23 protein-coding genes are annotated in these 25,013 nt (G+C 62.3%); 15 read left to right on the top strand and 8 right to left on the bottom strand.

Annotation, left to right across the window (positions count from 1 at the left end):
- The first annotated feature begins 99 nt into the window (after positions 1–99).
- Positions 100–2,220, top strand: a complete 2,121-nt coding sequence (locus G405_RS14615) for a ComEC/Rec2 family competence protein (protein WP_156861298.1) — start codon at positions 100–102, stop codon at positions 2,218–2,220.
- A gap of 1 nt (position 2,221) precedes the next feature.
- On the opposite strand, the gene G405_RS0100580 is transcribed toward G405_RS14615, so the two are convergent.
- From G405_RS0100580 to G405_RS0100560, 5 genes are all read right to left on the bottom strand, one after another.
- Positions 2,222–2,896: a 2-hydroxychromene-2-carboxylate isomerase gene (locus G405_RS0100580; protein ID WP_022699550.1), complete on the bottom strand. Its 675-nt coding sequence runs from the start codon at positions 2,894–2,896 to the stop codon at positions 2,222–2,224.
- Between the two features lie 65 nt (positions 2,897–2,961).
- Positions 2,962–3,639: a transcriptional repressor LexA gene (gene lexA / locus G405_RS0100575; protein WP_028284434.1), complete on the bottom strand. Its 678-nt coding sequence runs from the start codon at positions 3,637–3,639 to the stop codon at positions 2,962–2,964.
- Positions 3,640–3,723: 84 nt separating this feature from the next.
- On the bottom strand, positions 3,724–4,515 hold the full coding sequence (gene trpC, locus G405_RS0100570) for an indole-3-glycerol phosphate synthase TrpC (protein WP_022699548.1): 792 nt from the start codon (positions 4,513–4,515) through the stop codon (positions 3,724–3,726).
- Positions 4,516–4,544: 29 nt separating this feature from the next.
- Positions 4,545–5,561, bottom strand: coding sequence for an anthranilate phosphoribosyltransferase (trpD, locus tag G405_RS0100565; RefSeq protein WP_022699547.1), 1,017 nt, complete (start codon positions 5,559–5,561; stop codon positions 4,545–4,547).
- Positions 5,558–6,145, bottom strand: coding sequence for an anthranilate synthase component II (locus G405_RS0100560; RefSeq protein ID WP_022699546.1), 588 nt, complete (start codon positions 6,143–6,145; stop codon positions 5,558–5,560). Before G405_RS0100560 ends, trpD begins: the two co-directional genes overlap by 4 nt.
- An 89-nt stretch (positions 6,146–6,234) precedes the next feature.
- On the opposite strand from G405_RS0100560, the gene G405_RS14610 reads away from it, so the two are divergent.
- Positions 6,235–7,221, top strand: coding sequence for a divergent polysaccharide deacetylase family protein (locus G405_RS14610; protein ID WP_022699545.1), 987 nt, complete (start codon positions 6,235–6,237; stop codon positions 7,219–7,221).
- On the opposite strand, the gene trpE is transcribed toward G405_RS14610, so the two are convergent.
- On the bottom strand, positions 7,218–8,720 hold the full coding sequence (trpE, locus tag G405_RS0100550; RefSeq protein ID WP_022699544.1) for an anthranilate synthase component I: 1,503 nt from the start codon (positions 8,718–8,720) through the stop codon (positions 7,218–7,220). The two genes, G405_RS14610 and trpE, sit on opposite strands and share 4 nt — an antisense overlap.
- A gap of 16 nt (positions 8,721–8,736) precedes the next feature.
- The gene (locus G405_RS0100545) at positions 8,737–10,644 is read right to left on the bottom strand and encodes a peptidylprolyl isomerase (protein ID WP_022699543.1); all 1,908 of its coding nucleotides are present in this window, start codon (positions 10,642–10,644) and stop codon (positions 8,737–8,739) included.
- Positions 10,645–10,824: 180 nt separating this feature from the next.
- Between G405_RS0100545 and tpiA the strand changes: the two genes are divergently transcribed.
- From tpiA to G405_RS0100490, 11 genes are all read left to right on the top strand, one after another.
- Positions 10,825–11,556 carry a triose-phosphate isomerase gene (gene tpiA / locus G405_RS0100540; protein ID WP_028284433.1) on the top strand — a complete coding sequence of 244 codons (732 nt, stop codon included), beginning with the start codon at positions 10,825–10,827 and terminating at the stop codon, positions 11,554–11,556.
- Positions 11,557–11,629: 73 nt separating this feature from the next.
- Positions 11,630–12,634: a response regulator gene (locus G405_RS0100535; RefSeq protein WP_022699541.1), complete on the top strand. Its 1,005-nt coding sequence runs from the start codon at positions 11,630–11,632 to the stop codon at positions 12,632–12,634.
- Positions 12,635–12,687: 53 nt separating this feature from the next.
- Positions 12,688–13,101, top strand: coding sequence for a preprotein translocase subunit SecG (gene secG / locus G405_RS0100530; protein WP_022699540.1), 414 nt, complete (start codon positions 12,688–12,690; stop codon positions 13,099–13,101).
- A gap of 206 nt (positions 13,102–13,307) precedes the next feature.
- A complete protein-coding gene (locus G405_RS0100525; RefSeq protein ID WP_022699539.1) occupies positions 13,308–14,936 on the top strand; it encodes a CTP synthase in 1,629 nt (542 codons plus the stop codon).
- 112 nt (positions 14,937–15,048) lie between these two features.
- On the top strand, positions 15,049–15,231 hold the full coding sequence (rpmF, locus tag G405_RS0100520; RefSeq protein WP_022699538.1) for a 50S ribosomal protein L32: 183 nt from the start codon (positions 15,049–15,051) through the stop codon (positions 15,229–15,231).
- 171 nt (positions 15,232–15,402) lie between these two features.
- Positions 15,403–16,680 carry a phosphopyruvate hydratase gene (eno, locus tag G405_RS0100515; protein ID WP_022699537.1) on the top strand — a complete coding sequence of 426 codons (1,278 nt, stop codon included), beginning with the start codon at positions 15,403–15,405 and terminating at the stop codon, positions 16,678–16,680.
- Between the two features lie 181 nt (positions 16,681–16,861).
- Positions 16,862–17,194: an FtsB family cell division protein gene (locus tag G405_RS0100510; protein WP_022699536.1), complete on the top strand. Its 333-nt coding sequence runs from the start codon at positions 16,862–16,864 to the stop codon at positions 17,192–17,194.
- A 131-nt stretch (positions 17,195–17,325) separates the two neighbouring features.
- Positions 17,326–18,354 carry a pyruvate dehydrogenase (acetyl-transferring) E1 component subunit alpha gene (pdhA, locus tag G405_RS0100505; protein WP_022699535.1) on the top strand — a complete coding sequence of 343 codons (1,029 nt, stop codon included), beginning with the start codon at positions 17,326–17,328 and terminating at the stop codon, positions 18,352–18,354.
- A 5-nt stretch (positions 18,355–18,359) separates the two neighbouring features.
- Positions 18,360–19,775 (top strand): pyruvate dehydrogenase complex E1 component subunit beta, encoded by a 1,416-nt coding sequence (locus G405_RS0100500; RefSeq protein ID WP_022699534.1) that lies wholly within the window; start codon positions 18,360–18,362, stop codon positions 19,773–19,775.
- A 10-nt stretch (positions 19,776–19,785) separates the two neighbouring features.
- On the top strand, positions 19,786–20,217 hold the full coding sequence (locus G405_RS0100495; protein ID WP_022699533.1) for a hypothetical protein: 432 nt from the start codon (positions 19,786–19,788) through the stop codon (positions 20,215–20,217).
- 12 nt (positions 20,218–20,229) lie between these two features.
- The gene (locus tag G405_RS0100490) at positions 20,230–21,579 is read left to right on the top strand and encodes a pyruvate dehydrogenase complex dihydrolipoamide acetyltransferase (protein WP_022699532.1); all 1,350 of its coding nucleotides are present in this window, start codon (positions 20,230–20,232) and stop codon (positions 21,577–21,579) included.
- Between the two features lie 49 nt (positions 21,580–21,628).
- Here the strand turns inward: G405_RS0100490 and G405_RS0100485 are convergent, their stop codons facing one another.
- Positions 21,629–22,534: a haloalkane dehalogenase gene (locus tag G405_RS0100485; RefSeq protein WP_022699531.1), complete on the bottom strand. Its 906-nt coding sequence runs from the start codon at positions 22,532–22,534 to the stop codon at positions 21,629–21,631.
- A 128-nt stretch (positions 22,535–22,662) separates the two neighbouring features.
- Between G405_RS0100485 and lpdA the strand changes: the two genes are divergently transcribed.
- Positions 22,663–24,111, top strand: coding sequence for a dihydrolipoyl dehydrogenase (gene lpdA / locus G405_RS0100475; protein WP_022699529.1), 1,449 nt, complete (start codon positions 22,663–22,665; stop codon positions 24,109–24,111).
- A 94-nt stretch (positions 24,112–24,205) separates the two neighbouring features.
- On the top strand, positions 24,206–24,895 hold the full coding sequence (locus G405_RS0100470; RefSeq protein ID WP_156861296.1) for a hypothetical protein: 690 nt from the start codon (positions 24,206–24,208) through the stop codon (positions 24,893–24,895).
- Positions 24,896–25,013: the final 118 nt, after the last annotated feature.

The following is a 25,013-nucleotide window of genomic DNA, read 5'->3' as shown; positions in this document are numbered from 1 at the left end:
AATTGCGAATTCATGCTGCAGTGCGAAGGGTCGTGCTCTTTAGCACGCCAAACCGCATCCGTCATAGCCTCAGCCTGATGTTCACGCCAAAATGAAGGTGTGAAGTCTTTCAAGTTTCCACCCACAGGGGAAAGTCCCGCCCTGCGCCAGGCGATGCTCGCCGGGCTGGGCGCCCCGTTGACTGTGAATGCACCTGATCCATACCGGCTGATCTTATGGGCGCCGGTCGCGCTTGCGGTGGGATCCGCGGCTTACTTCTCCTGGCCGGTTGAACCGGGAGGAATTCCGGTCCTGACAGGCGTAATTATCACCGCGCTTTGTGGGCTGGGCTGGAGCGTGCGCCGTGATGTCAGCACGCTGTATGTCTGGGTTCTTCTTGGCTGCATCTGTCTGGGCTTTGTTCTCGCGGGGCATCGCAGCCATGCGTTGGCGCCGCCGCCGCTGGAGCGCTATGTCAGCGAACGCAGCGCGCAAGTGACGGGCTGGATCGAACGCGTGGAGCGACTGGATGGGCGTGCGCGCCTGTTGATCCGGGTCCATGAGCTGGAACACGCCGAGACCCCGCCTGTACGCGTGCGGGTCCGGGCGGGGCTGGGCGCTTTTGAACCCGGCGACGCCATCCAAGTGCGCGCCCGCCTGTCGCGGCCGTCAGCGCCCGTGGCCGCAGGCGGGTATGACCCGGGCCGAGCGGCCTGGTTTGATCAGATCGGTTTGACGGGATACGCGATCTCCGATCTGGAGCCCGCCGAGATCGCCGCGCCCAGACCGCGAATTCTGGATCTGGCGCGGTTTCGCTGGCGCTTGTCTGAGCGATTGCAGGCGGGGGCCGGGTCGCGCACCGGCGCCGTGGCGGCGGCCTTGCTGACCGGGGAGCGGGCGCGCGTGTCCTTTGAGGATGCAGAGGCCCTGCGCCTGTCGGGTCTGGGCCATATTCTGGCGATTTCCGGGCTCCACATGGCCTTGTTCGCCGGCGGCGCTTATTGGCTGATCCGCCTGATCTTCGCCGCATGGGAGCCTTGGGCGCGCGGGAATGATCCGCGAAAGCCCGCAGCCCTGGGCGCGTTGGTCGCGGCGAGCCTCTATCTGGTGGTGTCAGGCGCTGCGGTGTCCACCCAGCGCGCCTATATCATGGCGTTCGTGGTGCTGGTCGGCGTCTTGTGCGACCGGCAGGCCTTTTCCATGCGGTCTTTGGCGCTGGCCGCCATTTTCATCATCCTCATCACGCCTGAAAGCGTCATCGAACCGGGGTTTCAGATGAGCTTCGCCGCTGTTGCGGCGTTGATCGCCAGCTTTGACGTTTATCGTCGCTGGCGTCCCGAGGGCGGCGGCTCAACCTCGATCCTCGCCAAGCTCAAGGACGCGATAGCCGGCTTGAGCGCCACATCCCTGATCGCGGGGTCGGCGACCGGCGCGTTTGCGGTGTTTCATTTCCAGCGCATGGCCGCTTATGGGCTTTTGGCCAATCTGGCGGCCATGCCGCTTTTTACGTTCTGGGTGATGCCGGCGGGCGGCGCGGCGCTCCTGTTTTCGGTGATTGGGCTGGAAGGCCCGTTTCTATGGATCATGGACCAAGGGCTGCGCCGGGTTCTGGACGTGGCGTATTGGGCGTCAACGCTTGAAGGGGCGGTGGTGGGCGCCAACGCCGCAGATCCCGCGTTGCTGGCGCTGTACGGTCTGGGTTTCGCCTGTCTGGTGATCGGGCTGGGGTGGATGCGGCTGGGCGGCGGTGTGCTGGTTTGCGCCGCCTTGGCGCTTTTCATGGTGCAGGCGCCGCCGCAGATGATGATTACGGATGGCGGCGTGGTGCTGGCGCGGTTTGAGGGGGCGGGAGACGCCTTCACCGTCAGTGACCGCAGGCGGGGCCGGTTTGATGCGCGCGTCTTCCTGCAACGCACCGGAGCGAGCTATCGCCCGGAACGTGCGGCGCTGGCCTGCGACTCTCTGGGATGCACGGGGCGCACCGCGGAAGGCTTGCTGCTCGCCGTCACGGATAATCCCGAGGCGCTAGAGGATGATTGCGACCAGGCGGATCTGATCGTCTTTGACGGGGTCGTCTCCGCCTGGCGTAAGCGCCGCTGTGCAGCCTTGCTGTTAGATGACCCGGCGCGCGCCGAACTCGGCGGGCTGGAGTTCTGGGTGCATGAGGGCCGGGTGGTCCGCATGCGCGGCGCCGAGCAGGCCCGGCAGGGCCGTTTATGGGGCGGCGCGCAGGGCAGCTAGCTTATTGAAGCTTGAGCCCGGATTGAGACATGCGCCAGAGCAGGGCGTCGATGCGGTCCTGACCAAAGAAAGGTTCGCCGTTAAACACCATCAGCGGCACGCCCCAATGACCCGCCGCATCCTGATTGGCTTCGTTTTCGAGGATCTGGGCGTCAATCTGGTCGGATTGGGCGTCCGCTTCGGCATTCAGCCAGTCCGGGTCCAGTCCAGCCTTGTGAGCGGCTTCATCCAGCGCGCCGTCATCGGTCCAGGGTGTTTCATAGCCCGCGCTTGCGCCGCCCCAGATGCGCCGGCTGGCGGCGGCGATATACGCCAGCCCGTCGCCGGTTTGCGTGGCCAGAACGCCCAGTCGGTTGAGATAGGTGATGCGCGGCTGTTCAGGGGCGATCTTCAGTGTGCCTAGATCCTGAGCGATCGGATCGGGCGAAGGCGCGCTGATGGGCAGACCCAGGCGTTCCGCCTCGCGCGCCACATCAATGAGCACATAATGGATCCAGCGCGAATCGCGTTCTTCGAAGAACTCAGGGCTGCGCACCGCCAATGGGCGCACAATACGGACATTGAGCGTGAAGCCGTATTGATCGCGCAGGGCCAGCAGGCGCTGTGCTGCGATATAGCTGTAGGGGCTTCGAAACGACCAATAAAGGTCAAAGCTGAGCGCGGTCTGATCTGTCATGGTCTGTGCTGTCCTGATCGGGCGAAGCCCCGAGCGACAATACTAAACCGCGCAAATCAGCGCGCCTAGTGATAGCGCCGGATCAAGCCGACCAGACGCCCCTGCACCTTGACCTCGTTCGGGCCGAAAATGCGGGTTTCATAGGCCGGGTTCGCCGCTTCCAGAGCGATGGAACCGCCCTTCTTGCGCAGCTTTTTCAGCGTGGCTTCTTCGTCATGGACGAGGGCGACAACGATATCGCCGCTATTGGCGGTGTCGCCGCGTTTGATCACCACCAGATCGCCGTCGAGAATGCCGGCGTCGATCATGGAATCGCCATGCACTTCCAGCGCGAAATGCTCGCCGCCGGAAATCATGTTCGCCGGGACGGGCAAGCGGTCGGTTTCATGCTGGATCGCCTCAATCGGCACGCCGGCTGCGATTCGGCCCAGAACCGGCACGTCCACGCCCTGAATGCTCTCTTCGTGAGCGGGGGCGCCGAAGGGCGCTTTCACCACATTGGAGGCAGGCGCTGACGCGGGAGCGCCGGTTTGCGGCAGCTTCAGCACTTCCAGAGCGCGCGCCCGGTGGGCCAGCCGACGGATGAATCCGCGTTCTTCCAGAGCGCTGACCAGTCGATGCACGCCGGACTTGGAGGCGAGGTTGAGCGCTTCTTTCATTTCGTCAAAGGAAGGCGACACGCCGTCTTCAGACAGACGCTTGTTGATGTAGAGCAAAAGCTCGTGCTGCTTTTTGGTCAGCATGGTCGCCTCTTGGAACAAAATAGAAACTTACTAAAAGTGTTCTATGCATGTTCCGTCTTAACGTCAAGTGAAGCTGCGACGCGTTTAGAGCCCCATAAGGGTGCGCGTCGCCGCGGTGACATCGTCCTGCCGCATCAGGCTTTCACCGACCAGCAGAGACTTCGCGCCAGCGTGCTGCAATCTGACAGCGTCGTCACGGGTGAAGATGCCGCTTTCCGCCACCAGAAGCCTGTCATCACCCACCATAGGGGCAAGAGTTTCAAAGGTTTCCAGTGAGGTTTCGAAGGTGCGCAGATTGCGGTTGTTTACCCCCACAAGCGGGCTGGGGAGGGCCAGAGCGCGTTTCATTTCGGCGGCGTCATGCACTTCGACCAACGCATCCATATTCCATTTGAACGCTTCCTCGATCAGCGCGGCGGCGAGGGAATCATCAACGCTGGCGAGAATCACCAGGATGCAATCCGCGCCCAGCGCGCGTGATTCGGCGACTTGCCAGGGGTCGTAGAGAAAATCCTTGCGCAGGACCGGCAAAGACACCGCCGCGCGCGCCGCGACCAGATAGTCATCATGGCCCTGAAAGCTGGGCGCGTCGGTCAGAACAGACAGGCAGCTTGCGCCCCCGTCTTCATAGGCTTTGGCGAGTATGGGCGGGTTGAAGTCTTCGCGGATCAGGCCCTTGGACGGGCTGGCTTTCTTCACTTCCGCGATCAGGCTTAGCCCATGCTCGGTCGCATCGCGCTCCAACGCCGCCTTGAAGCCGCGGACCGGGCTCGCCTGCTGGGCGCGCTCGCAGACCGCTTCATAGGAGAGCGCGGCCTTGCGCTCGGCGATATCGGCGCGCTTGTAGGCTTCAATTCGGTTCAGGACGTCGCTCATCGGGCGTGTTCTCTTCAAGGTTTAAGCGCTTAGGCGTTGCTGGCTGTGACAAGGGCGTCGAGCGCAGCTTGCGCGCGGCCGTCATCAATCGCTGCGCCAGCCAGTTCCGCGCCGGTCTTCAGGTCTTCAGCCAAGCCTGCGAGCTTCAGCGCGGCGGCGGCGTTGATCAGGACGATATCGCGATAGGGGCCTTGCGCGCCCTTCAGGAGGTCTCGGATCGCCTGAGCGTTCTCTTCAGGTTCGCCGCCTTTCAGATCATCCAGTGCGGCGCGGCGCAGCCCTGCATCCTCAGGCGTGATCTCGTATTCACGGATCTCGCCGTCCGGCGTCAGTTCGGCGACATAGCTGACGCCGGTGGTGGTGATTTCATCGAGCCCGTCTTCGCCATGCACGATCATGGCGGCGTCCGCGCCCAACCCGCGCAGGGCTTCGGCCATGGGAACCAGCCATTTGCGGTCAAACACGCCCAGGAGCTGACGCTTCGCTCCGGCGGGGTTTGATAGCGGGCCCAGCAGGTTGAAAATCGTCCGCACGCCCAGCGTCTTGCGCGCCGGCCCCACATGACGCACGGCGCCGTGGTGAGCCTGGGCGAACAAAAAGCCCACGCGCGCCTGACCCAGTGCGGCTTCCACCTGATCAGGGCGGGCGAACAGATTTACGCCCAGGCTTTCCAGCACTTCCGCAGAGCCCGATTTGGAGGAGGCGGCCTTGTTGCCATGTTTGGCGACGACGGCGCCTGCGCCAGCGGCCACGAGGGCGGCGGCGGTCGAGATGTTCCAGGTGCCGCGCGCGTCGCCGCCGGTGCCGCAGGTGTCGATGGCGGCGGCGGGCGCATTGACCGGCGTCATGCGGGCGCGCATGGCCTTGGCGCCGACCATCAGCGCTTGCGGGCTTTCCCCCAAGGCGGTCAACGCCAACAGAAACCCGCCAACCTCCACAGGGTCGGCCTGACCCTCCATCAGCGCGTCAAACGCGTCCGCAAGCGCAGTCTCATCGGGTTCCTGGCCCAGGGCGAGGGCCTGAATGGCGGGACGCATGCGGCTCATGCCGCTTGCTCTGTGGTCAGACCCGCCAGACGCAGGAAATTGCCGATCAGCGCGTGACCATGCTCGGACGCGATGGATTCAGGGTGAAACTGAACGCCGTGAATGGGGCGGGTCTTGTGCATCAAGCCCATGATCTCGCCGTCTTCGGTGTGCGCATTGGCGACCAGCTCCGTGCCTTCGGGCAGGTCCACGGCCAGTGAGTGATAGCGCGTGGCCTGATAGGGCGAGGGCAGGGTCTCGAACACGCCTGTGCCGTCATGGCGGATCGGGCTGGTCTTGCCATGCATGATCGCCTTGGCCTGAATGACCTTGCCGCCAAACACCTGACCGATCGACTGAAAGCCGAGGCAGACGCCAAAGATCGGCAAGTCCTCCGGGGCGTTCCGGATCAGGTCCAGGCAGATGCCCGCTCGATCCGGATCACAGGGGCCGGGGCTGATCAGAACGCCTTGAGGGTTCAGGGCCAGGGCGTCCTCTGCGCTCATCGCATCATTGCGGATGACGCGGGTCGGCGCGCCCAGCTCCTGGACATAATGAACCAGGTTGAAGGTGAAGCTGTCATAATTGTCGATGATCAACAGCATGGAGGGCTCGCCGCATCCGTGAAAACTGATGTGGAACTTAAGCAAGGCGACACGCGCCGCCAACCGCGACTCGCTGTAAATAGGCACGGATGATCCGTACTGCTTCATATGCGCCGCATCTGGGCTCTGCCCTGGCCGCCGGTTTCATGCTGGTGGCGGCGCTCGCTTATAATCTGGGCGCCAATAGCAGCGAGGCCGAAGCGCGCGCCGTCGCGGCGCCTGCTGACCTCGACTCCCGCCAGCTCGCCTCGTCCTGGCCCGGCGTGATCCGCGTGGAGGCGGCGAACAGGATCGGCGCCGCGCCCGAGCCTTCAGTGGTTGAGACTTCAGTCCTTACCTCCGAGCCCGTTGAGCCGACGCTTTTGACGCCGCCTCTGACGTCAGGGCGGCCGCAACTGGCGGTCATCATTGACGATGTGGGGCTGGATGTCGCGGCGGCCCGGCGACTGATCGCGCTGGATGCGCCTGTCACCTTGTCTATTCTGCCCTATGCCGATGCGGCGTCAGCGCTCGCCCGTGAAGCGGGCGCGGCGGGGCGAGAGGTTTTCGTGCACCTGCCGATGGAGCCGGTGGGCGTGGAAGATCCTGGCCCGCACGCCCTGACCGAATTTCAGAGCCCGTCCGAGATGGCCTCGCGCATCGGCTGGGCGTTTTCGCGTGTTCCGGGCGCTGTGGGATTCAACAATCATATGGGCAGCCGTCTGACGTCTGACAGACGCGCCATGGACGCCATGTTTTCTGCCAGCGATCTGCCGCGCTCCATGCTTTTCGTGGATTCGCTGACCCATCCGCGCTCTCAAGCGGCTTCCGCAGCGCAAGCGGCCGGTCTGACTGCGATGACCCGCGATGTGTTTCTGGACCATGTGCCGGATGAGGCGTCAGTGAGCGTTCAGCTCAACCAGGCCCTGGCTCTGGCGCTGCAGAACGGGCAGGCGATCGCCATCGGCCATCCGCGCCCTGAAACCCTGGCGGTGCTGGCGGATCTGTCGCGCCGGGCGGAGGCCGTAGGCGTGGAGCTGGTCACGATCAGCGCTCTGGGCGCGGCTCAGGCTCAAGCCCAAGTCCAAGACAGCTAGACGAAACGCCAGGCTTCGGCGGCGGCGCGGAACAGGGCGCGCGCCTTGTTCACTGTCTCCTGGTGTTCGGATTCCGGATCGGAATCGAGCACGACGCCTGCGCCGGCCTGCACATGCATCTGGCCATCCTTGACGATGGCGGTGCGCAGCGCGATCGCCATGTCCATATCGCCATTGGCGCCGAAATACCCCACAGCGCCGGCATAGATGCCGCGGCGATAGGGCTCGAGTTCGTCAATGATCTCCATCGCCCGAACCTTGGGCGCGCCGGACACCGTGCCGGCGGGGAAGCCCGCCATCAGTGCAGAAATCGCGTCTTCGCCGTCCGATAGCTGGCCTTCCACATTGGAGACGATGTGCATGACGTGGCTATAGCGTTCGATGATCTCGCGCTCGGTGACGCGAACGGTGCCCGCCTTGGCGACCCGGCCCACATCATTACGGCCCAGATCCAGCAGCATCAGATGTTCGGCGCGTTCCTTGGGGTCTGCGCGCAGATCCGCCTCATGGGCCTGATCGGCTTCTTCGGAATTGCCGCGCGGCCGGGTTCCGGCAATCGGTCGCACGGTGACGGTGTCGCCGCGCAAACGCACCAGAATTTCCGGGCTCGAGCCCACAATGGCGAAGCCGGGCAGGTTGAAGAAATACAGGAAGGGCGACGGGTTGGTCCGACGCAAGGACCGGTACAGCGAGAGCGGCGTCGCTGAGTAGGGCGCGGAAAACCGTTGGCTCGGGACCACCTGAAAAATATCGCCGGCGCGAATATAGTTTTTCGCGGTCTCGACATTCTGGCGATATTGCGCCGGTTCCATATTGCTGACCGGTTCAGGCATCGACCAAGGTTCGGACGCGCTCGCGATCGGGGCCGGGGCGTCGAGCCGGGCGAACACCGCCTCGATCCGGCGCCGCGCGGCGTCCACCAGCAATTCCGGGTCGGCGCCTGGCGCTGGACGAATGGGAGCGGCGGCCAGGATTTCCTGGCGCAAGGCGTCAAACACCACCATCACGCGTGGACGCAGCAATTGACCCTCGGGCAGGCCCAGCGGTTCGGGTGCGGCCTGATCGGGCAGACGCTCGACCTGACGGATCATGTCATAGCCCAGATAGCCGAACAGGCCCGCCGAGATGGGCGGCAGGCCCGACGGCAGTGTGAGTCGGCTCTCTGCGATCAGTTTGCGCAACGCGTGCAGCGGCTTCTCTGCACAGGGTTCAAACGCGCCTGGCGCAACGCCGGGGGCGGGTGCGTGGGCGATCTCGGCCTGATCGCCGCGGCAGCGCCAGATCAGGTCCGGGTCAAGGCCAATGGCGGAATACCGGCCTCGAAACGCGCCGCCCTCCACACTTTCCAGCAAGAAGGTGTTGGCGTTATGGGAGGCGAGTTTCAGATAGGCAGAAACGGGCGTCTCAAGGTCGTCAACGCGCGTGGCGGTCAACAGCACGGTCTGACCGCGCGCGCACAGCTCGGTCGCCGTGTCGAGATCCGGAGCGAAGACGGTCATATAACGCCTGAGCCTGTTACTGCAGCTGTGTCCGGCCCAGAGCCTGATCAATCAGGGTCTGGTCCGTACGCACCTCGTACGCATTGATCAGCGCGCTGGTGACGATCTGTGTGGCGTCGTTGCGAAGCTCGTTCGTCAGCTCTTGCTGTGAGGGGCGTTCCGCCTGCGCCGGATCAACCGAGATCACATCATCGACGAGGACGATAGCGCGGGTGGTCTGGTTGCCGGCGCGCGCGGCGAAGCGCTGGCCTTCGGGCAGACGGAAGGCCTGGCCCACCAGCTGCGCGCTGAACGGCCCTGCGGTTTCGCCGCGGCCCAGAACAGCGGTTTCCACGCGTGCGCCCGTGCCCAGGGACTCGGCGATGGCGTCCAGGGTTTCACCAGCCTCAAGGCGCGCTTGCGCATCGTCGACGAGCGTTTGCAGACGGTCATCCGTTTCACGCACCATCCAGAATTGCGCGGCGTCTTCGCGCACTTCAGAAAGTTCGGACAGACGCGCCGGCTCGATCTCATCCACGCGCACCACGAAATAGCCGCCGTCTTCGCCATAGCTTTCAAGGTCAGTGGCGAAGCCCTGCTGGGCGCTGAACGCAGCCGTCAGCAGATCGGGGTTTTGCAACAGGGTGAGCGCCGGTTCGCGATCCGCGGAGTAGCCGTTGGCGGCGACGAAATCGATCCGTTCCGCGATCAGGCCCGCCTGCATGGCGGCTTCTTCCAGCGTCGCGCCATTGCCGCGCGCTTCCTCAAAGACGCCCAGCGCATCCAGCATCATGCCCTCGGCGTTGTCACGCGCCAGTTCATCGCGCAATTCAGCCTCAAGCTCCGACAGCTCTGGCGTATCCGGGTCGGTCGCCGCGTCGATGCGCACCACGCGCCAGCCCAGCTGGCTCTGAACGGCGGCGATGTCGCCCGCCGCCATTGTGAAGGCCCGGTCAGCGATCTGACTGTCAGGGACCTGATAGGATTGCACGTCGGCCAGAGCGACTTCCTCGCCCAGGCTCAACTCGGTGACGATGGTCGAGACGGTTTCGCCCGCGCTCAGACGAGCGGCGGCGGCCTCGGCGGTCTGCTGGTCGGGCGCAGGCCATTGGGTCAGCGAACGGGTTGCGGGTTCCGCCAGGTCTCCGTTTTCAAGCCGGAAATCATAGAGCGCCTGAAGGTCCTCATCAGACACTTCGACATCGCGCAGGAAATCGGTCGGGCTGACACGCATCAGGGTCAGGCGGCGCTGTTCGGGGCGTTCAAAGATGCGCGCGTTTTCGCTGATGAAAGCGGTCAACGTGTCGTCATCGGGCGCTTCAGGCGTGTCCACCAGGCTCGGCTGCAGGAAAAGGGCGCGCAGGCTGCGGCGCTCGCCATTGTAAGCGGCGCGGATCTCGCCAAAGATCTCGGGTGCATAGACGCCGCCCAGGGCCGCGGAAACGAACTGGCCACGGCGCAGCTCGCTGGTGATGTCGGATTCAAACTGGCGCTCGGCCAGAGGACCGCCATAGCCATTTTCGCGCAGGACCGAGGCGTAGGTGCCGGGATCAAACTGGCTGGTGAACGGATTCTGGAAGGCGGCGATGGAGCGCAGGGTCTCAAACAGGGTGTTGTCAGAGATCGACAGCCCCATCTGATCGGCCTTGGCGTCGACGGCGGTTTCCGCGATCAGGCGTTGGACAACAGAATCACCCAAGCCCATCTCGTCGGCCTGCTCGCGGGTGATTTCGGGGTTGTCGCGCTGGATCTGGAACAGTTGGCGTTCATAGGTGCGCGCCAATTCTGATGCGCTGACCGTTTCAGGCCCCACCACGATCGCAGCATTGCTGTTGTTGCGGAAGATATCGTTCACGCCCCACAACGCAAAGGCGGCGATGAGCAGCGCGATAATCATACCGCCAATGATGGGCGAACGGGCGAGCGAGCGGATAAGCGACAGCATTGAGCGTTCCAGATCAGGCCAAAGGGCTGGTGAGCATAGCGGCGGGACCGTAGCCGGGTGGGGCTTGTGCGGCAAGCAGGCCAGTGCGTTGCGGCCACACTCTTACACTGCTATTTCAGCGCGCCGCGCCTGTTGGACGCGAGCGCACGACATAAACACTATAAAAAAACGGGGATGGCGATGACGCGGCGCAAGCTAGTGGCTGGCAATTGGAAGATGAACGGTCTGGTCAAGGACCGCGACTTTCCAAAGGCTCTGTCTGACGCCCTGGGCGAGGAGCCGCGCTGCGATGTCCTGCTGTGCCCGCCGGTGACGCTCTTGCCCCTGATCGCGGCGGACAAGCCTGATTGGCTCTTGCTTGGCGGTCAGGATTGCGCGCCGCAGGCGTCGGGCGCGCACACCGGGGATGTCAGCGCCGCCATGCTGGCGGATGTGGGGTGCATGCATGTGATCGTCGGCCATAGCGAACGCCGGGCGGACCATGGTGAGACCAATCAGTTGGTGAAGGCGAAAGCCATTGCCGCGCTGGACGCGGGTCTTAGGCCGATCGTCTGCGTCGGCGAGACGCTGGACGAGCGTGAATCGGGCGAGGCGGAAGCCGTGGTGGTCAGCCAGTTTCTAGCCAGTTTGCCAGAGTGTGCGGCGGACAAGATCGTCATCGCCTACGAACCGGTCTGGGCGATTGGTACAGGCCGCACGGCAACACCTGAAGATGCGCAAGCCATGCATGACGCCATCCGGGCGGCCTGGCCAGGAGATGACGCAGCCGCCTTGCGTATTGTTTATGGCGGATCAATGAACCCGGGAAATGCTGAGTCTTTATTGCAGCAATCTGATATTGATGGCGGCTTGGTCGGAGGTGCGAGTTTAAAGCCACAAGACTTCGCGCGAATCATTCAATCGGTCCGGTAAGGCGATCTTCAGAGTTTTTCGCTAGCGTCACCCCTGAATAAAGACATGGCCTGAGAAACAGGCGGGGTGGTGAATGAGCGATATCGATTACAGCCGGGCGAGCGTCGCGCTCTATGATCCGGTGTCCGTGAACCAGCGCACCACGCGCTATTCCCTTCATGAGATTGGTTTTCGTGACATCTTTCAGCTCAATACGCTGGCGGAACTGCGACGCATCGTTCAGGACGACGCCCCGCATCTGATCATCGCGGAGACGGCGGATCACGAGACGGAAGTTTTTCGTCTGGTGCGCGCTATCCGCTCGGGCGAATTGTCCAATAACCCCTTTGTCGCCCTGCTGCTGACATCCTGGCGGCGTGATGCGGATCTTGTGCGCAACGCCATCGGCTGCGGCGCGGACGATCTGTTGATCCGGCCCTTGTCCAACAGCTTTGTGGAAGACCGAATCCGGACGCTTATCCGCGCTCGCAAGCCGTTTATCGTCACGAGCGATTACATCGGACCGGACCGACGCAAGGACCAGGACCGCGGTGAAGGCTCGGCCAAGCCCATCGAAGCGCCCAACGTGCTCAAGGCGGTCGTCACCAACGATATTGACGCCCTTCAACGCGCGCACGCCTGGATTGACGAGGCTCAGCGCACCGTCGAAGGCGAACGTCTGCGTCGCCTCTGCATGCGCATTATTGTGGGCGCCGAAGCGGGCATGCGTGAAATGAAAGCGGGCCGTCAGCCCGCCATTGATCTCAAGGAATTTGAGAACAGCGCGCGTGAATTGCGGGCCCGCATGGCGAAGTTTCGTTCCAGCGAAGCGTCTCGTGTTGCAAAAGCCCTGGTCGACATCGCCCTGGAGCTGCAAGAGCAATCGGGCCTGACCCTGGCCAATCTGTCTCTCGCCAAGGAGCTCTCCATGGCGGCTTATGTGGCGTATGCCGGCGATGACGGCATGGAACGCTCACAAGACGAGATGGCGAAGGCGGCTGAAGCGCTTCAGAAGCGCATGGCGATGGCTTCCGCGCGGAAGATACAGGTGGAAGGTGGCGCTCCGCCTCCAGCTGAGCTAAAACGCGCGGCCAACTAGTCCGTCGCGGTCCTCGCGCGGACGAAACTCTGTTTATTCGGAAACGCCGCGCAATGACTGCTGTCCTTCTGATCATTCACGTTCTTATCGCCGCTGCACTGACCGGGGTGATCTTGATGCAACGCTCCGAGGGCGGTGCGCTTGGCATTGGCGGCGGCGGCCCTGGCGGCATGATGAGCGGCCGCGGCGCGGCCAACCTCTTGACCCGGATCACCATGATCCTGGGCGCGCTGTTCATCGGCAATTCTATTCTTCTGGCGATCCTGTCCGGCGTCACCACCAGCACGGGCTCGGTGATTGACCGCGTGGGCCAGAGCGAAACCAGCTCCGACCTGCCGTTCGGCGATCTTCAGGGGCTGGACGCAGATGCGATTGATGCGCCCGAGGCGACGATCCCGGCCGAGCCTGCGCCAGCTGACGACGCACCGACTGAAGACGAGCCCTCTGCTGAGCTGCCGAACCGGTAGGCGAGGTGTTCGGCGCGTTGCGAACGCGCTGAATGAACGTTTGATGTTTGAAGGCCGTCAGCTGCCGACATGGCGCTGGCGGCCTTTGCGTATGCAGGGCTGAGCGTCTTCTTTCAGACTTTCAACAGCGCTTAACCGCGATTTCCACGGCGAGTATCAGAACAGACGCTTTTGTCCGCCGCGATTCTGCGCTAAGCAGTCCGCCCATGCCGCGATACATTTTCATAACCGGCGGCGTGGTCTCCTCTCTTGGTAAAGGCCTCGCTTCCGCCGCACTCGGCGCGCTTTTGCAAGCGCGCGGGTATAAAGTCCGTCTGCGTAAGCTCGACCCGTATCTCAATGTGGATCCGGGCACGATGTCGCCGTATCAACACGGCGAGGTCTATGTCACGGACGATGGCGCAGAGACAGACCTCGACCTGGGCCATTACGAGCGCTTTACCGGCGTCTCCGCCCATCAGAGCGATAATATCACCACAGGCCGGATCTATTCCGAGATCATCGAACGCGAACGCCGCGGCGATTATCTGGGCGCGACCGTGCAGGTGATTCCGCACGTCACCGACGCCATCAAGAATTTTGTGTTGTCGGACGCGGGCGACGTGGATTTCGTGCTGTGTGAAATCGGCGGCACCGTGGGCGATATCGAAGGCTTGCCCTTCTTTGAAGCCATCCGTCAGCTGGGCCAGGAACTGGGCCGGGACAACGCCATCTTCATCCATGTCACCTTGCTGCCGTTCATCAAGGCGGCGGGCGAGATGAAGACCAAACCCACCCAGCACTCCGTCAAAGAGCTGCGCTCGATCGGCATCCAGCCGGACATTCTGCTGTGCCGGTGCGAAATCCCCATTGATCCCAGCGACAAGCGCAAGATTGCGCTGTTCTGCAACGTGCCTGAAAACGCGGTCATCGAAGGACGCGACGCGTCCTCGCTCTATCATGTGCCGCTGGAATATCACGATCAGGGCCTGGATCGGGTCGTGCTCGAACGCTTCGGCCTTGGCGATGCGCCCGAGCCGGACCTGACGGTCTGGAACGGCATTTCCGAAGCGATCAACAATCCCGACGGCGAAGTGACGGTCGCGGTGGTGGGCAAATACACCGTGCTGGTGGACGCCTATAAATCACTGCTGGAAGCGCTCAACCATGGCGGCATCGCCAATGGCGTGAAGGTGAAGGTGAAATGGCTGGACGCCAGCCAGTTCGAGGATGACGAAAACCTCGTTGAGCTGGAAGACGTGCACGCCATTCTGGTGCCCGGCGGCTTTGGCGAGCGCGGCGCGGAAGGCAAGATCGCCGCGGCGAAATTCGCCCGTGAACGCAAGATCCCGTATTTCGGCATTTGCTTCGGCATGCAGATGGCGGTGATCGAGGCGGCCCGCAATCTAGCTGGCCTGGACGGCGCCAGCTCATCGGAATTCGGTGACCCTAAAGTGCCGCTGGTTGGGCTTCTGACCGAATGGGTCAAGGATAATGAGACGGTGCGCCGTCATGTGGGCGGTGATCTGGGCGGCACCATGCGCCTGGGCGCGTTCCCGGCGTCCCTCAAGGACGGCTCCAAGGTGCGCGAGATCTACGGTCAGGCCGCGATCCATGAGCGTCACCGTCACCGCTATGAGGTGAACATCGCCTATAAAGAGCAGCTTGAAAAAGCTGGTCTGGTGTTCTCCGGCCTGTCGCCGGACGGGGTCCTGCCCGAGATCGTGGAGTATGCCGACCACCCCTGGTTCATCGGTGTGCAATACCATCCCGAATACAAATCGCGTCCCTTTGACCCGCACCCGCTGTTCGCCAGCTTCGTCGCGGCGGCGAAGGATCATAGCCGGTTGGTGTAACAGCCCTGTTGCACTTCAGCCTGCAAACCGGTATAGCCCGCGGCTCACTCGCACAAAGTCCGCTTTGATGCGATCCCGAGTTATTCGCGTTTGAGAACTTAAGGAGAGACCGATGGCGGTCCCTAAGCATAAAGTCACCAAGTCCAAGCGCGGCATGCGTCGCGCGCACGACGCCATCGGCACGACGGCGTACATCGAGGACAAGGATTCCGGCGAACTGCGCCGTCCGCACCATATCGACCTGAAGACCGGCATGTACCGTGGTCGTCAGGTTCTGGATGGCCAGGACGACTAAGCCGGACACCGCGCTGCATTTGCGGCGCGCAGTCTGACAGAAAAAGCCCTGCACCATACCCGGTGCAGGGCTTTTCGCGTTTACGCGCCTCGGCTATGAAGCGCGCATGAAAAGCTCACAGGCCGGGGCGGGGATGCGTCGGCTTGCTCTCACCTGAAGGACGTCCGCGCCATGACCGCCATTGTCGATATCGCCGCCCGTGAAATTCTCGACAGCCGGGGCAACCCGACTGTGGAAGTGGACGTCTTCCTGGAAGACGGCTCCATGGGCCGCGCCGCGGTGCCGTCCGGCGCCTCTACCGGCGCGCACGAAGCTGTTGAAAAGCGCGATGGCGGCGACCGCTACAAGGGCAAGGGCGTGCTGCAAGCCGTCACGGCGGTCGAGACCGAGATCTTTGAAGCCATCGCCGGTATTGATGCGCGCGAGCAGCGCCTGATCGACGAGCTTCTGATTGGCCTGGACGGCACCGAGAATAAGGAGCGCCTGGGCGCCAACGCGCTTCTGGGCGTGTCTCTGGCCACCGCCAAGGCCGCGGCGGAAGCCTCCGGTCTGCCGCTCTATCGTTATGTGGGCGGCGCCAATGCGCGCGTCCTGCCGGCGCCGATGATGAACATCCTCAATGGCGGCGCGCATGCCGACAACCCGGTGGATTTTCAGGAATTCATGATCATGCCGACCGGGCTCGCGACTTTCTCCGAGGCGCTGCGGTGCGGGGCGGAGATCTTCCACGCGCTGAAATCCCAGCTGAAAGCCGACGGCCTGAACACCAATGTGGGTGATGAGGGCGGGTTCGCACCGAACCTCAAAAGCGCCGAGGCGTGCCTGGATACGATCATGAAAGCGATCGAGACCGCAGGCTATGAGCCGGGCTCAGACGTCACCCTGGCGCTCGACGTGGCCTCCACCGAATTCTTCAAGGACGGCAAATACGTCATGGAAGGGGCAGGGCGCACCTGCACCTCTGACGAGTTCGCTGAATACCTGAAAGAGCTGGCGTCGGCCTATCCGATCATCTCCATCGAGGACGGCATGGCCGAAGACGATTGGGAAGGCTGGAAGGCCGTCACCTCCATGCTGGACGGCGATGTGCAGCTGGTGGGCGATGATCTGTTCGTGACGAACCCTGAGCGTCTGGCGCATGGCATTGAAGTGGGTGCGGCCAATGCGCTGCTGGTCAAGGTCAACCAGATCGGCACCCTGTCTGAAACCATGGATGCGGTCGAAATGGCCTTGCGGTCTGGCTATGGCGCGGTGATGAGCCACCGTTCGGGCGAAACCGAAGACACCACCATCGCCGACCTCGCCGTGGCGCTGAACTGCGGTCAGATCAAGACCGGCTCCCTGGCGCGCTCGGACCGCACCGCGAAATACAACCAGCTGCTGCGCATTGAAGCTGAGCTGGGCGATGCTGCGATCTATGCCGGCCGCACGGCGATCGCCGCCAGCTAAGCCGCAGCGTGCGAGTGAATGACGTGAAACGGCTCGGGTCCGCCCGAGCCGTTTTTTCTTGAATATCTTTACAATCTGACGAATCACCTGATTTCTGATTCGCCATAACTCTTCCTTTACTGAGATTGCCTATCGTCCCTTCAGAACGATCCGCAAAAGGCGGGCGGTGGATGGATGGGTTATGATGAAGGTGCTGAAGCGCTTCATCCCCTTGATTGGGTTGGCTTTGGTGATTGGCTATCTCAGCTATCACGCGCTCCATGGCGAGCAGGGCTATCTCAATCATTTGCGCATTCAGGCGCAAATCTCGGCAGCTGAAGCCGAGCTTGCTGAGGTGCGTTCGACCCGTCAGCACATGGAAGATCGCGTCGCGCGCCTGAAGGCGGACGGCCCGGACGGGTCTGTGGATGTCGATTATCTCGAAGAACGCGCCCGTGCGGTGCTGCGTTTCGCCCATCCTGACGAAATTGTTGTTCAGATTGATCGCGGCGCGCAGCCTGAATATGGCGGCTAATTCCTCCGATCACGGTTAATTGTTCGCACGCGCAACATAATTTGCGTGCTTTACGTGATCTCATCATCCCTGTTAAAGGCTGGAGTGACGTCAACAGGGAGTGCGAACCCATTGGTTCGCATGTGAAATATATGGCGACGAAACGCTCGACCAGCGCCGCGAACAAGTCCTCCTCCGCGCGCTCCAAGAAATCCGAAGTCTCTCAAGACCAGTTGATGAGCTGGTACAAAGACATGCTGCTGATGCGCCGCTTTGAGGAAAAAGCCGGCCAGCTCTACGGCATGGGGCTGATCGCGGGATTCTGTCACCTCTATATCGGCCAGGAAGCGGTCGTGGTCGGCGTGCAGGGCGCGCTGGAAGAGGGTGATCAGGTGATCACCGGCTATCGCGACCACGCCCACATGCTCGCCACGGGTATGGATCCGAACGGGGTGATGGCCGAACTGACCGGTCGTGAAGGCGGCTATTCCAAAGGCAAGGGCGGGAGCATGCACATGTTCTCGCGTGACAAGCAGTTCTTCGGCGGTCATGGCATTGTCGGCGCCCAGGTCTCCATTGGCACCGGGCTCGCCTTCTCTGACAAGTACAAGAAGAACGGCAAGGTCTGCGCGACGTATTTCGGCGACGGCGCGGCCAATCAGGGCCAGGTCTATGAGAGCTTCAACATGGCCAAGCTCTGGGATCTGCCGGTGGTCTACATCATCGAGAACAACCAGTACGCCATGGGCACGTCCGTCGCGCGCGCCAGCTCGGAGACGCATCTGCACAAGCGTGGCGCGTCTTTCGGCATTCCCGGCGAGGAAGTGGATGGCATGGACGTGACGGCTGTCTATGACGCCGCCAGCCGCGCTGTCGAGCACGCGCGCTCCGGCAAAGGGCCGTTCATCCTCGAGATGAAGACCTATCGCTATCGTGGTCACTCCATGTCCGATCCCGCGAAATACCGCACCCGCGATGAGGTCAATGATATTCGCGATCACAAGGATCCCATCGACCTGGCGCGCAAGATCATCCTGGATAAGGGCTGGTCTGACGAGGACGCGCTCAAGGAGATGGACAAAGAGGTGAAGGCGATCGTCAACAAATCCGCCGACTTCGCCAAGGACAGCCCCGAGCCCGATCCGTCCGAGCTCTACACCGACGTTCTGATCGAGGGTTAAGACACATGCCAATCAAAGTGCTCATGCCCGCCCTGTCTCCCACCATGGAGGAAGGCACGCTGGCGAAATGGACCGTCAAACCCGGCGATCAGGTCAATTCCGGCGATGTGATCGCCGAGATCGAGACCGACAAGGCGACGATGGAAGTCGAAGCCGTTGAAGAGGGCAAGGTCGGCAAGCTCCTCGTCGATGAGGGGACCGAAGGCGTTCAGGTGAACGCGCCCATCGCGATCCTTTTGGAAGAGGGCGAGGACGACAGCGCGCTTGAGGGCTATGACCCGGAAGCCGATGACGCGGGCGCTGCTGACGCGAAATCCGACGCCAAGGACGACGCATCTGAAAAGGCGGCGGAGTCCAAATCAGAAGACAAAGCGGAAGCGCCGCAAAAGCCCAAGGGCAAGACCCTCTCCGATCCCGACATTCCTGAAGGGACGAAGATGAAGGAAATCACCATCCGCGACGCCCTGCGCGACGCGATGGCGGAAGAAATGCGCGCAGACGACAGGGTGTTCGTGATGGGCGAGGAAGTCGCCCAGTATCAAGGCGCCTACAAGGTGACCCGCGAGCTGCTGGAGGAATTCGGTGACCAGCGCGTTGTGGACACCCCGATCACCGAGCACGGCTTCGCCGGTCTCGGCGTCGGCGCGGCGTTCGGCGGCCTCAAGCCCATCGTCGAGTTCATGACCTTCAACTTCGCCATGCAGGCGATCGACCACATCATCAACTCGGCCGCGAAGACCCTTTACATGTCCGGCGGCCAGATGGGCTGCCCGATGGTGTTCCGCGGCCCGAACGGCGCGGCGTCTCGCGTGGGCGCCCAGCACAGCCAGGACTATTCAGCCTGGTATGCGTCTGTGCCCGGCCTGAAAGTGATCGCGCCCTATGATGCGGCGGACGCCAAGGGGCTTCTGAAAGCCGCCATTCGTGACCCGAACCCGGTCGTCTTCCTCGAACACGAGCTGATGTATGGCGAGACGTTCGAAATCCCCGACATGGATGATTTCGTCCTGCCCATCGGCAAGGCGAAAGTGCGCCGCGAAGGTTCTGACGTCACCATCACCGCGCATTCGCGCATGGTGGGCTTCGCCCTGAAAGCGGCTGAAAAACTGTCTGAAGAGGGGATCGAGGCCGAGGTGATCGATCTGCGCACCCTGCGTCCGCTCGACACCGATACGATTATCGAGTCCGTGAAAAAGACCAACCGCATCGTTTGCGCGGAAGAGGGCTGGGGCCAGCATGGCGTCGGCGCGGAAATCGCTGCGCGGGTGACGCTGGACGCGTTTGATTATCTCGACGCCCCGCCGACCCGGGTGTTCCAGAAAGACGTGCCGCTGCCGTATGCGGCGAACCTTGAAGCCTTGTCGCTGCCGGGCGTCGAGGACATCATCAAGGCCGCCAAGCAGGTATGCTACGCGGACTAGGAGACGCCGCATGACCGAGGCCGATGTCATCGAACAAATGGTGGAGTACCAGGACATCCTGTTAAACGGAGTCCAGGTCTTCTTCACGGTGGTGTCGGCGTATGTGGTGGCGGTGTGGGTGTTCCTGCGCCATGCCGGTTTCGGTTTGCGGCTCTTCTCGTTTTTCTTCCTCACCCTGGTGCTCGCCTTTCTGGGGCGGGTCGCCTACGGCTCGCAACGTATCCATGACGGATTTGTCCAGACGCTGATCGAGCTGGACCAGTCCGTCGGCCTGTCGCCCACCGGGGATGCAGCGCTCAACAATGCGCTCACCGGGATCGACACGCTGATCCAGAATTCGATGAACGGCGCGCTTGTGGTTGTCTATATCGCGCTGTTCTTCCTGACTTTTTTCGCCCGCTCCACGTTGCGCTCTAACGCGCGGCCGGGCGGTTCTGCTTGACGGAGCCCTTTGATGCCCATCGAAATCCTGATGCCCGCCCTGTCGCCCACCATGGAAGAGGGCACGCTGTCCAAATGGACGGTGAAAGAAGGCGATACCGTCAGCTCCGGTGATGTGATCGCCGAGATCGAAACCGACAAGGCGACGATGGAAGTCGAAGCCGTCGACGAAGGCGTGATGGGAAAGATCCTCGTCGAAGAGGGCTCTGAAGGCGTCAAGGTCAACGCACCCATCGGCCTCCTGCTTGAAGAGGGCGAGGACAAGAGCGCGCTGGACGGCTACACGCCCCAGGGCGCCGAGGGCGCGTCGTCCGGAGATGCGGATTCCAAGGCGTCTGACGACAAAGCCCAGAGCGACGATAAAGCGTCAGAGGCCAAATCTGACGCATCAGCCAAATCTGAAACGCCCGCCGCCCAATCTGACAAGGACGGCGACCGCATCAAGGCGTCGCCACTGGCGCGCCGCATGGCGAAGGATGCCGGGCTGGACCTCAAGGCGCTCGAGGGTTCCGGCCCGAAAGGCCGGATCGTCAAACGCGATATTGAAGAGGCCAAGGAGAGCGGCGTCGGCAAGGCGGACGACAAAGCCGCCGCGAAATCTGACGCGCCGAAATCTGAGCCCTCCAAGCCGATCGATGAGCATGAACCGTTGGCCCAATACGGCATCAGCGCGGACCGCTATGAGATCAAGAAGGCCGACAACATCACCAAAATCTCGGCCAAGCGCCTGTCCGAGAGCTTCCGCGATATTCCGCACTTCCCGCTCAATGTGGATTGCCGTCTGGATGCGCTGCTGAAATTCCGCAAGGACATCAACGCCAAGACGCCTGAAGGCGTGAAGGTCTCGGTCAATGACATCCTGATCAAGGCGTCCGGTCTGGCGCTCAAGAAAGTCCCGCAAGCCAACGCCAGCTGGATCGAGGATGGCCGCATCGCTCTGCACAAGCACGCCGACGTCTCCGTCGCCGTGGCGATCGAGGGCGGTCTGATCACCCCGATCATCAAGGATGCGGATCAGAAGGGTCTCGCCCAGATCTCCGCTGAAATGAAAGACCTCGCCACCCGCGCGCGGGATCGCAAGCTCAAGCCTGAAGAATATCAGGGCGGCACCTTCTCGCTGTCCAATCTGGGCATGTTCGGCATCGCCTCCTTCTCCTCGATCATCAATCCCCCCCAGGGCATGATCCTGAGCGTCGGCGCGGGCGAGGAGCGTCCGGTGATCACCGATGGCGCGCTGGCGAAAGCGACCGTGATGACGGTCACCCTGACCTGTGATCACCGCGTGGTGGACGGCGCGAACGGCGCGCGCTGGCTGTCCGCCTTCAAGGGCTTTATTGAAGACCCGATCACCATGCTGATGTAGATTTAGGGGCGGGCCTTGACCCGCCCCTTTCTTCATTGTTTGAGAGCGCTTAATCCGTCAGGCCAAAGTGTTTGAGAGCCGCTTGGGCGATGGGCTCGCCCCATTCCTGGACAAAATGGCCGCCTTCAGCGATTTCCAGCGGTTTGGGGCAGTTTTTGATGACGCTTCTGAGCCAAGCCATGGTGTCCGGTCCGAGCACTGGATCCTGCATGCCCACCGCCATGAAGCTGTCGCCGGTCCAGTCCTCTGACCAGAACCGCAATGCTTGCTGGCTGGTCTGAACGCCCTCCATGTCCGGGCTGATCGGCACAAGGGCGGGAAAACGACGAACGCCGGCCTTGTAGGTCGCATCGGGGAAGGGGGCGGCATAGGCCTTGGCTTCCGCATCAGTCAGGATCGGCGTAGCGCGCTGCATAAGTCCCGCCAAATCCAGATCAGGAGTGTTCGCCATGAAATCACGCCAAGCGATAAAACCCTCACTGGCGCCTTTGCCGACGCCGAGCGCGGTATTCATCACCAGAAGCCGGCTGAAACGGTCAGGATAATCCATCGGCAGGGTCAGCCCCAATAGTCCGCCCCAATCCTGACAGACCAGACAGATATCAGTGAGATCCATCCGATCCAGAAACGCTTTCAGGGCGTTGCGATGCCAGTGGAAGGTGTAGACCTCATCGTCCACCGGCTTGTCGGACCGTCCAAAGCCAAACAGGTCTGGAATGATTACGCGCGCGCCAGCAGCTAGGAAGACCGGAGCCATCTTTCGATACAGATAGCCCCAGCTGGGTTCCCCATGCAGGCAGAGAAACACGGGCGCGCCGGATTTGGGGCCCTCATCTACATAGGCCATGCGCAAGCCCACATAACCGGGCAGATCGTCAACATAGTGCGGCGTGTAGTCGTAGCCTGGCAGGGTTTCAAACCAGGTATCGGGCGTGCGGATGGCTCTGATGGTCATGGATGGTTCCTCCCGTTTTTCTGATCAGCATGGACTGACGGCCTTTTCATGGGAAGGGCGCCCTCTGGCGGTGGCGTCGGGCTGCGCGGCGGAGTAAGAGGGGGTATCCATCATTCGCGGAGAACCCCATGTCGGAAAACAGCTTTGATGTCATCGTCGTCGGCTCCGGGCCGGGCGGGTATGTGGCCGCGATCCGGGCCGCGCAGCTGGGGCTGAAGACCGCGATTGTCGAGCGCGAGCATCTGGGCGGCATCTGTCTGAACTGGGGCTGCATCCCGACGAAAGCCTTGCTGCGCTCGGCGGAAATCCTGGATCACGCCAATCACGCCAAATCCTATGGCCTGGTGCTGGATGGCGAGATGAAGCCCGATGTGGATGCCGTGGTCGATCGTTCCCGCAAGGTCTCGGCGCGTCTCAATGGCGGCGTCGGCATGCTGATGAAGAAGAACAAGATCAGCGTCATCTGGGGCGAGGCGACGCTGACCAAGCCAGGCGAGATCAAGGTCTCCAAACCCTCAAAGCCCGCCGTCGAGCCCCAGCACCCCCAGCCCAAGAACACGCTGGGCGAGGGGAGCTATACCGCCAAGCACATCCTGATCGCCACGGGCGCCCGCCCGCGGGCTCTGCCGGGAATCGAGCCGGATGGCGAGCTGATCTGGACGTATTTTGAGGCGATGAAGCCGAAAAAACTGCCGAAATCCCTGGTGGTGATGGGCTCAGGCGCGATCGGCATCGAGTTCGCCAGCTTCTATCTGTCCATGGGCGTGGATGTGACGGTCGTCGAGCTGATGGACCGGATCATGCCCGTAGAAGACGCGGAGATTTCCAAGATCGCGCGCAAGGCGCTGGAAAAGCGTGGGCTCAACATCATCACTGAGGCGAAGGTCACGAAAGTCGACAAGCATTCAGACGCTGTGACCGCTCATGTGGAGACGTCTGACGGCAAGACCCAAGAGATCAAGGCGGATCGCCTGATCTCGGCGGTGGGTGTTCAGGGCAATATCGAGAGTCTCGGCCTGGAAGATCTGGGCGTGAAGACCGAGCGCGGCTGCGTGGTGATTGACGGCTATGGTCGCACCAATGTGGACGGGCTTTACGCCATCGGGGATGTGGCCGGCCCGCCCATGCTGGCGCACAAGGCCGAGCACGAGGGCGTCATCTGCGTCGAGAAGATCGCCGGTCTCGAGAACGTCCATCCGATGGACACGCTGAAGGTGCCCGGCTGCACCTATTGCAACCCGCAAGTGGCGTCGGTGGGGCTGACAGAAGCCAAGGCGAAAGAGGCCGGTTACGACATTCGGGTCGGCCGTTTCAACTTCGCGGCCAATGGCAAGGCGATCGCGCTTGGCGAAGACAACGGCCTGGTCAAAACCATTTTTGACAAGACAACCGGCGAGCTTTTGGGCGCGCATATGGTGGGCGCGGAAGTGACCGAGCTGATCCAGGGCTTCGTGGTCGCCATGGGGCTTGAGACCACGGAAGAAGAGTTGATGCACACCATCTTCCCGCATCCCACGCTCAGCGAGATGATGAAGGAAAGCGTGCTCGACGCGTATGGACGCACGCTCAATAGCTAAAAGTTAAGTCGCCCTGCATCCAGATTGCGTGCAGCCTGCATCTTCCTTTCAAGTCTCCCCAATCGGGGCGAACTTCAACTCTGGGAGAGCAGACATGGTACGGACGAGTGTGAGCGCCCTCTTGGGATCAGTGCTTTTGGCAGGGTGCGTGCAGGCGTCTGACGGCCCCACCACCACATTTGACGGCCTGGCGGGCCGCCGCACGGTTGACACCAATGGCAATGTGGCGATGAACGGCGCCGCGGTCACGCTGGAAGGCCGCGTCGGCGGTTGGGTCGAAATGAATGGCGCTTCCGTGGATGTGCGCGCTGATATTGGCGGCGATCTGGAAGCCAATGGCGCCAGCGTCGAAGTGGACGGTCAGGTTGCCGGCGCCAGTGAGATCAATGCCGGATCGGCGCAACTGGATGGCGTTTATCTGGGGCCTGTTGAAGTGAACGCCGGCAATGCGCGCTTGCAAGGGCGGTACGCCTCTGAGCTGACGGCCAATGCTGGCGCTTTGACCCTTGAGGGTGATCATGCTGCGCCAGTTCGCTTCGCCGGTCAGGGCCGTGATCGGAATTTCCTGGGTCGTGAACGTCAGGACCAGTCACGCCTGGTGATTGAGGGGCATCTGGCGGTCGGCGGTGATGTCTGCGCGCATGAGGTCATCTTTGAACGCGGCGCCACCTTGGGCGGGGTCCTGCGGGTTCGCGCTGATGCGGCGCCCGATCTGCCGGCCGGCCTGTCACCTGACATGGTCGAGTTCGAGCCGCGCAATGGCGAGCGTTGCGACTCGCTCTGACAGCTTTAGCTGAGACATGTGAAGGGCGGTCAGTCACCTGACCGCCCTTTTTGTGCTCGGCGTCTGTAATCTCACATAGAGTTCACTCGATCCGCTAAACCTGCGGCGCTTAAAACTC

It is taken from the genome of Oceanicaulis alexandrii DSM 11625, assembly GCF_000420265.1.
Taxonomy (GTDB): Bacteria; Pseudomonadota; Alphaproteobacteria; order Caulobacterales; family Maricaulaceae; genus Oceanicaulis; species Oceanicaulis alexandrii.
This window is presented reverse-complemented; position numbering and strand designations above follow the sequence as displayed.

What these genes read in the sequence shown, in the direction of transcription:
- G405_RS14610 (WP_022699545.1), top strand. Translation starts at nt 6,235, where the DNA reads ATGATCCGTACTGCTTCATATGCGCCGCATCTGGGCTCTGCCCTGGCC.
- tpiA (WP_028284433.1), top strand. Translation starts at nt 10,825, where the DNA reads ATGACGCGGCGCAAGCTAGTGGCTGGCAATTGGAAGATGAACGGTCTG.
- G405_RS0100500 (WP_022699534.1), top strand. Translation starts at nt 18,360, where the DNA reads ATGCCAATCAAAGTGCTCATGCCCGCCCTGTCTCCCACCATGGAGGAA.
- G405_RS0100495 (WP_022699533.1), top strand. Translation starts at nt 19,786, where the DNA reads ATGACCGAGGCCGATGTCATCGAACAAATGGTGGAGTACCAGGACATC.
- G405_RS0100580 (WP_022699550.1), bottom strand. Translation starts at nt 2,896, where the DNA reads ATGACAGATCAGACCGCGCTCAGCTTTGACCTTTATTGGTCGTTTCGA.
- G405_RS0100535 (WP_022699541.1), top strand. Translation starts at nt 11,630, where the DNA reads ATGAGCGATATCGATTACAGCCGGGCGAGCGTCGCGCTCTATGATCCG.
- lexA (WP_028284434.1), bottom strand. Translation starts at nt 3,639, where the DNA reads ATGCTGACCAAAAAGCAGCACGAGCTTTTGCTCTACATCAACAAGCGT.
- trpD (WP_022699547.1), bottom strand. Translation starts at nt 5,561, where the DNA reads ATGAGCCGCATGCGTCCCGCCATTCAGGCCCTCGCCCTGGGCCAGGAA.
- G405_RS0100560 (WP_022699546.1), bottom strand. Translation starts at nt 6,145, where the DNA reads ATGCTGTTGATCATCGACAATTATGACAGCTTCACCTTCAACCTGGTT.
- eno (WP_022699537.1), top strand. Translation starts at nt 15,403, where the DNA reads ATGACCGCCATTGTCGATATCGCCGCCCGTGAAATTCTCGACAGCCGG.
- G405_RS0100485 (WP_022699531.1), bottom strand. Translation starts at nt 22,534, where the DNA reads ATGACCATCAGAGCCATCCGCACGCCCGATACCTGGTTTGAAACCCTG.
- G405_RS0100510 (WP_022699536.1), top strand. Translation starts at nt 16,862, where the DNA reads ATGATGAAGGTGCTGAAGCGCTTCATCCCCTTGATTGGGTTGGCTTTG.
- rpmF (WP_022699538.1), top strand. Translation starts at nt 15,049, where the DNA reads ATGGCGGTCCCTAAGCATAAAGTCACCAAGTCCAAGCGCGGCATGCGT.
- G405_RS0100545 (WP_022699543.1), bottom strand. Translation starts at nt 10,644, where the DNA reads ATGCTGTCGCTTATCCGCTCGCTCGCCCGTTCGCCCATCATTGGCGGT.
- secG (WP_022699540.1), top strand. Translation starts at nt 12,688, where the DNA reads ATGACTGCTGTCCTTCTGATCATTCACGTTCTTATCGCCGCTGCACTG.
- G405_RS0100525 (WP_022699539.1), top strand. Translation starts at nt 13,308, where the DNA reads ATGCCGCGATACATTTTCATAACCGGCGGCGTGGTCTCCTCTCTTGGT.
- lpdA (WP_022699529.1), top strand. Translation starts at nt 22,663, where the DNA reads ATGTCGGAAAACAGCTTTGATGTCATCGTCGTCGGCTCCGGGCCGGGC.
- pdhA (WP_022699535.1), top strand. Translation starts at nt 17,326, where the DNA reads ATGGCGACGAAACGCTCGACCAGCGCCGCGAACAAGTCCTCCTCCGCG.
- G405_RS0100490 (WP_022699532.1), top strand. Translation starts at nt 20,230, where the DNA reads ATGCCCATCGAAATCCTGATGCCCGCCCTGTCGCCCACCATGGAAGAG.
- trpC (WP_022699548.1), bottom strand. Translation starts at nt 4,515, where the DNA reads ATGAGCGACGTCCTGAACCGAATTGAAGCCTACAAGCGCGCCGATATC.
- G405_RS0100470 (WP_156861296.1), top strand. Translation starts at nt 24,206, where the DNA reads ATGGTACGGACGAGTGTGAGCGCCCTCTTGGGATCAGTGCTTTTGGCA.
- trpE (WP_022699544.1), bottom strand. Translation starts at nt 8,720, where the DNA reads ATGACCGTCTTCGCTCCGGATCTCGACACGGCGACCGAGCTGTGCGCG.